The sequence below is a fragment of the Holdemanella sp. MSK.7.32 genome, from assembly GCF_024460475.1.
GTDB lineage: Bacteria > Bacillota_I > Bacilli_A > Erysipelotrichales > Erysipelotrichaceae > Holdemanella.
Map to the genome: position 1 here is coordinate 1 of NZ_JANFYN010000076.1, position 5,892 is coordinate 5,892.

Genomic DNA, 5,892 nt, shown 5'->3' on the forward strand with positions numbered 1-5,892 from the left:
TAATTGTCGATTTTTTTGAAATAATTTTCAATCCAGCATATTACTTGGCGCTTACTTTAAAAACGATTTTGAAAACCATTTCAAAAAAAAGAACATGCGAATCAACATGTTCTTTCTTCAAATTCTTTTTTTACCTTTTCTAACATTTCTGGTTTAGTAATCAAATCTAATCCAACCAAAGCAATGGCTGTTGCTGCTTGTATCAATCCTTTTTTTCCATCTTCACTAATTGTTGCAGCCGCCATTTCTTTAGAATGACCAGCAACTGAGCAATCTGCAATCTTAATCGTTCCCTGAATTGTTGGACAAACATAACTTACGCTTCCAACATCTGTAGAACCACATGGAACTTCATCAACCGGATTAATTTGCTCAACTCCTAGCTCTTTATATTTTTCTGTCAACATATCAGCTAGCGTATAGTTGATTTTTGTATCTTCATAAGGACATTCATACATGCTTGTTTTGTAAGTTGTTTGACTTGCAGTACATGATCCCTTCACACAATCCTCTGCACGAGCTGCAATCTCTTTACAATACGCCATTGTAGTTGCTCTAAAATAATACTCCATACTTGCATAAGCAGGAATTACATTGGCAGCTAAACCACCATCACGAATAATTCCATGAATATATGATCCTGGAATCACAAATTGACGTAACATAGAAATCTGTGTATATGTACTAATCGCTGCATCCAATGCACTATGACCATCTTGAGGATGACATCCATGGGCATTTTTGCCAAAGAATTCATACTTAATTGGTAAAATTGCCAATGATCTAGATCCGACACCATTTTCAGTATCTGGATGCACCATTAAAGCTGTATCTACATCATCAAATACCCCAGCTTCACTCATCTTAACTTTTCCACCAAAGTTTTCTTCACCAGGCGTACCCACAACACGTACAATTCCACCAATTTCATCAATAACACTCTTCAAGGCTTCACCAGCCGCAATACCAATACCAGCAATCAAGTTATGTCCACATCCATGTCCAACTTCAGGAAGTGCATCATATTCACACATATAAGCAATTGTTGGCCCTTCTTTAACCGATTTATATTCAGCCACAAAATCTGTATCAACCACTACGCTAGACTTTACATCAAAGCCTGCATCTTTTAAATATTTCACCAATACCTTCTGTGTTTCATATTCCTCAAAACCTGTTTCCGGATTATCGTATAGTGTTTTTACAATATCCATATATGCATCTAAATGCTCTTGAATAGATGCCTCAATTCTAGTTTTATAATCCATTCTAAATACCTCCGTATGTAAAAATATCATACCTCATTTTCAGATATTTGAAAAGTTTTTACAAAAGAAAAAAAAGCCAGGCAAAGCCTAGCTTAAACATTAGATGCCATCTGAAAAATCGTCATTTTGTTCAATGTGTTGGAATACATAACGCATAACTTGGTCTTTTCCAACGTTGCAAGCTGATTCAGCTAAAGCATGAACATCTTCAGAGAAAGTACGAGTTAAGTTGATTTCAACCAACATACCTAAGTTTGTACCTGCAACAACTTCTACGTTTCCTTTTGGGAATCCAATTTCAACAGCCGTTTTGAATGGAGAACCACCAGCCAAATCACTTAATACAATGATTCCTTCGCAGTCCTTCAATGAATCCATAGCATCTGTTAATTTTTTTGCTAAATCATCCGTTGAATCTGTAGCTTCAAAATCTACAGCAACATAATCTTTGGCATCTCCAGCAATCAAGTTTAAGCTTGTAGTTAAACCTGTCGCAAAGTGGCCATGACCAGTAACAATTAATCCTATCATCTTCTTTTTTCTCCTCTAATTTTCTCCTCTAAATTCTTACTTTGCAGTATATGGGTAAATAGTAACACCCTTAACAACACGGTTTACTTCACCTGTTGGACATGGATTGTCTGGTGTAATCTTGTAGCTCAATGATTTAAATAATGCGATAACCTGAGCAACTAAAATATAGTCAAATCCTAAGAAAATATTATCTTTAGGTGCATCTAAATTAAAGTTAATGAATGTATCTACTAATCCCTCGATTTCAGCATCTGCATGACTAGAAACAGCAACTAAACGGTTCTTTTTGCGTTGTCCACTCATTTCTTTAATAATGTCATATTCATATTGTCTTTGATATTCATCATCTGATAAATAAACAACTGTTAAACATTCATCGTTGATAACTGATTTAGGTCCGTGACGGAATCCCATTGGACTATCAAATGTAGTTGTAACTGTACCAGCAGTTAATTCACAAATCTTTAATTGACTTTCTTGAGCAATACCCTTCAATGTATTTGCACCTAAGTATACAATACGGTTAAATTCCGCAAAGTCAGCAACTAAATTTTCACATACTTTGTATCCTTCATCAACAAATTTTTGACCTTGTGCAATAACACTTTCCATTTCTTTTGCAACTTCATCAATATCATCTAAACGGAAACATAATAATGCAGCCAACATCATGTTAGAGAAACTTGAAGTCATTGCGAAAGACTGGTCATGCGTTTCTGGTGTTAAGTTAATATCGTAAGCATTGTCACGAGTAGCAGCTGCTTTTGCTAAAGCTCCATCTTTGTTACATGTAATGAATAAATGATACACATTTTCCTTACATACTTCATCAGCAACTTGTACTGAGCCAACACTTTCAGGAGAGTTTCCTGAACGACCAAAGTTCACTAATAAAGTCTTTTTGTTTCTTGATAAATAGTTTTCTGGAGTTTCTACTAAATCAGTAGAAGCATATGATTTTGCATGGTAACCAGTATAACGGTTAACATATGAATATAATGCATTACCTACATATTCACTTGTTCCAGCACCTGTAAACACGATATCACAATCTGGATCACTTAATACAGGTTCCATGAATTTCTTTAAAGCTTCCTTTTCATTTTTGATTTGAGCAATTGTTTTTGCCCAAGTAGCAGGTTGTTGGTAGATCTCCTGTGCAGTAAAAATACCACTTAATTCTTCCCAAGTTGATTTTTCTTTTCCGAACATTTTTCTTTCTCCTTCTGAACTAATTTCATTATAACCGTTTTTAACTAAAATAAAAGATTTTAGATGAAAGTAAACTAAAAAGTGCAAATTTGTTCTTTAAAAATACAAATTTTTAATTAAAAAAGAAGGATTTCTCCTTCTTAAAGTACCTCGATCCAGTATGAACAAGACCACTCTTCATTTGGTTTTAAAACCATAGTTCCTTCTCTATGATAGAAATCGGGTGTTTCTTTTTCGAAATCCCCATGTGAATACCAAGGTTCAATGCATAAGAAATCCGATGCACTATCATGAGTCCATAAAGCCAAATATGGATATCCCTCAATCGATACACGAACCACTTCTTCATCTCCATGTTTTAAAGTTACATAATTTGATTTTAAATTCTTATAAATAATCGTCGCATACTTCTTTACATCTTCTCTAGACAATTTCCATTCTTTAAATGCAACATCCTGATACTCTACATTCTTTTCGTAGCTAGGATCAAACAACAATTGTTTCGTATTTTCTTCTTTTTCAAATGCCAAAGTATACGTAGAAAATTCATCATCCAATTTAAAGGCAGGATGCAAACCAAACCCAAAAGGCATATCCTTAGAGTCATTATTTTTTACATGATACTGAATTAAAACTTTATTTCCATCCAATTTATATCCAATCTCAAAATGGAAATTAAAAGGATATTGAGCTAACGTATCCTCATTCGCATCTAAGCTAAATACAAGTTCATCTTCTTTACTTTCACCCTTTAAAGTCGCATAACGAATCAAACCATGATTTTTCATCGCATATTTTTTACCATCAATCTCATAATCCTTTGTATACGTATTTCCTACCATTGGAAATAAAGAAGGATTTCTACCAGACCACCCCTGATCTCCTTGATATAAAGTTTCATGATTTGTACTCTTCTTTACTAAGTGCAGCATTTCGCCACCCTTTTCTGTACACTCCAACTTCAATACATCATTCTCTAAAATATAAGCCATCTTATTCTCCTCCTATTCAGCTTTTATTTTCCCATTAAGAAATTGTAGATGCCATCCTCATCCACTCTTCCAATCACAACATCACTAACTTCTTTTAATGCATCACACGCATTGCCCATCGCAACACCCACGTCGGCAAGCTTCAACATATCAATGTCATTGGTTCCATCCCCAAAACAATACGTTGTTTCAAAAGCATGAGCATCTATGATTTTTTTCACAGCCGTTGCCTTATCTACTTGATTCGCACGCAATTCAAAACAATCCGGATATTCAACATACCCTAAATCCTTGATCAAAGGTCTTAACGCCTCTTTTGTTTCTCCTTGGCAAAAAAGTAAAACATTCAACACTTCATCCTCTTTATAAGGTTTATAAACTGGACTGTTCAGATACAATTCAAAGTATATATTATGCGCAAAACTAGAATATGGCGTACCAAAATAATTTCCCCCTCGCGTACTGTAACGATATTCCAAGTTTCGTTCCTTACAAAATTGATCTATACTTCTCATTGTTTCTTTTGGAATGCAATTCATTTCAAGAATCTCTTTTTGTTTATTCAAAATCAAAGCGCCACCATCACTGATCATACAATCAAATTGAAATGAACGCATACAAGAAGGAAGATTCTTTAATTCAGATTGACAACGACTCGTTGATAAAGCTACAAAGTGTCCTTGGCTTTGTAGTTCATTTAACATTTTAAAAGTTTTCTCACTCACTTCATGGAACCTGTTATTATAAAGTGTTCCATCCATATCAAAAAAATAACCATTCATATCTTAATAATAGCCTCTTTCTAATCTTTTTAAAAGAATTTTTGATTTTTAATAATAAATTCACATTGAACTTCTATAATAAGAAATGTGACTACAATCTCTTTTCTAGTAGTTTAAAACATATAGCACTTCGCACAATGTAGTCACTATTGTCACAATACACCTCCTTAAATGATTGTTGTGGCAAAAGAAAAACCTGGAAATCCAGGTTTTTCTATTTAATGAATTCTTTGATCTGATCTATACGCTCTAGAGTTTCATCATATCCTAATTGAAACCAAGGGCCCAATTTTTCTGGATCTGTTGTATAACGAGTGACCCCAAGATCTTTATGAGGACGCAAAACCAATGCCTTACCCTCTTTTTCAAGTTGGGCAATCTTATCCCACTGTTCCTTATAGCGAACATGACGATTTCTTAAATCATCTGTAATTTGTTTATCCTTATAAACCAAGTTTGAAAGCCACAATTGCCATTTGGGAGCCGGCTTACGAACATAGCCCTCTTCCTTTGTAGAAATCACAATATGCTTATCGTTTCCAGCACGAAGACTTTGTTCAATACTAATCATATCTACAAGACCAGCATCCATCCACATTTCCCCATTAAACTTATAAGGTTTAGCTAGAAGCAACAAAGCACAACTTGCCTTGATCAATGTTTCATCTTTATCAATATAACTCTTATTAAAATATTCTACCTTATGCGTTTTTAGATTATACAATCCTACTTCCATTTGCGTTTCACTATTTTGGAAAGCCTCTAAATCCAATGGAACTCTAGACTCAATAAAATCATACGTAGCTTCAATACCAAAGATCGAACCTTCTTTAAAGAATGGTCGCCATCCAACTACACCCTTTTGACAAGGTGCATCAATACCTGTAACCTCTAAACGATCTACCTGTTTTGAAACATAACTCAATAAAATTTCTGTACCAGCACTAATCCCTACACAATAAGGAAGAATAATGTCGTGTTCGAGTAAACATTTTAATACTCCTGCAGAATAAGCAGCCTTAGTACCTCCACCTTCTGCAACAATACCAACTCTACTCACGCACTACACCACTTTCTTTTGCCGCATCTGCAACTGCTTGAGCC

Annotated in this window: 6 protein-coding genes; all 6 read right to left on the reverse strand. The window is 34.6% G+C overall.

What is annotated here, in order from left to right:
• Positions 1-101: 101 nt before the first annotated feature.
• Positions 102-1,268, reverse strand: coding sequence for an amidohydrolase (locus NE544_RS11500; RefSeq protein WP_256269434.1), 1,167 nt, complete (start codon positions 1,266-1,268; stop codon positions 102-104).
• A 99-nt stretch (positions 1,269-1,367) separates the two neighbouring features.
• Complete coding sequence (gene agaF / locus NE544_RS11505) at positions 1,368-1,799, reverse strand: PTS galactosamine/N-acetylgalactosamine transporter subunit IIA (RefSeq protein ID WP_118115067.1); 432 nt, start codon at positions 1,797-1,799, stop codon at positions 1,368-1,370.
• Positions 1,800-1,835: 36 nt separating this feature from the next.
• Positions 1,836-3,014 (reverse strand): SIS domain-containing protein, encoded by a 1,179-nt coding sequence (locus tag NE544_RS11510; RefSeq protein WP_256269435.1) that lies wholly within the window; start codon positions 3,012-3,014, stop codon positions 1,836-1,838.
• A 140-nt stretch (positions 3,015-3,154) separates the two neighbouring features.
• Entirely contained in the window at positions 3,155-4,006 is an 852-nt protein-coding gene (locus NE544_RS11515; RefSeq protein ID WP_256269436.1) for an aldose 1-epimerase family protein, read from the reverse strand.
• A 23-nt stretch (positions 4,007-4,029) separates the two neighbouring features.
• Positions 4,030-4,788 (reverse strand): HAD family hydrolase, encoded by a 759-nt coding sequence (locus tag NE544_RS11520; protein ID WP_118115064.1) that lies wholly within the window; start codon positions 4,786-4,788, stop codon positions 4,030-4,032.
• A 214-nt stretch (positions 4,789-5,002) separates the two neighbouring features.
• The gene (locus NE544_RS11525; protein WP_118115063.1) at positions 5,003-5,848 is read right to left on the reverse strand and encodes a patatin family protein; all 846 of its coding nucleotides are present in this window, start codon (positions 5,846-5,848) and stop codon (positions 5,003-5,005) included.
• Positions 5,849-5,892 lie beyond the last annotated feature (44 nt).

Excerpts from the sequence above, each read along its gene's own strand:
- NE544_RS11500 (WP_256269434.1), bottom strand. The coding sequence starts at position 1,268 with ATGGATTATAAAACTAGAATTGAGGCATCTATTCAAGAGCATTTAGAT.
- agaF (WP_118115067.1), bottom strand. The coding sequence starts at position 1,799 with ATGATAGGATTAATTGTTACTGGTCATGGCCACTTTGCGACAGGTTTA.
- NE544_RS11510 (WP_256269435.1), bottom strand. The coding sequence starts at position 3,014 with ATGTTCGGAAAAGAAAAATCAACTTGGGAAGAATTAAGTGGTATTTTT.
- NE544_RS11515 (WP_256269436.1), bottom strand. The coding sequence starts at position 4,006 with ATGGCTTATATTTTAGAGAATGATGTATTGAAGTTGGAGTGTACAGAA.
- NE544_RS11520 (WP_118115064.1), bottom strand. The coding sequence starts at position 4,788 with ATGAATGGTTATTTTTTTGATATGGATGGAACACTTTATAATAACAGG.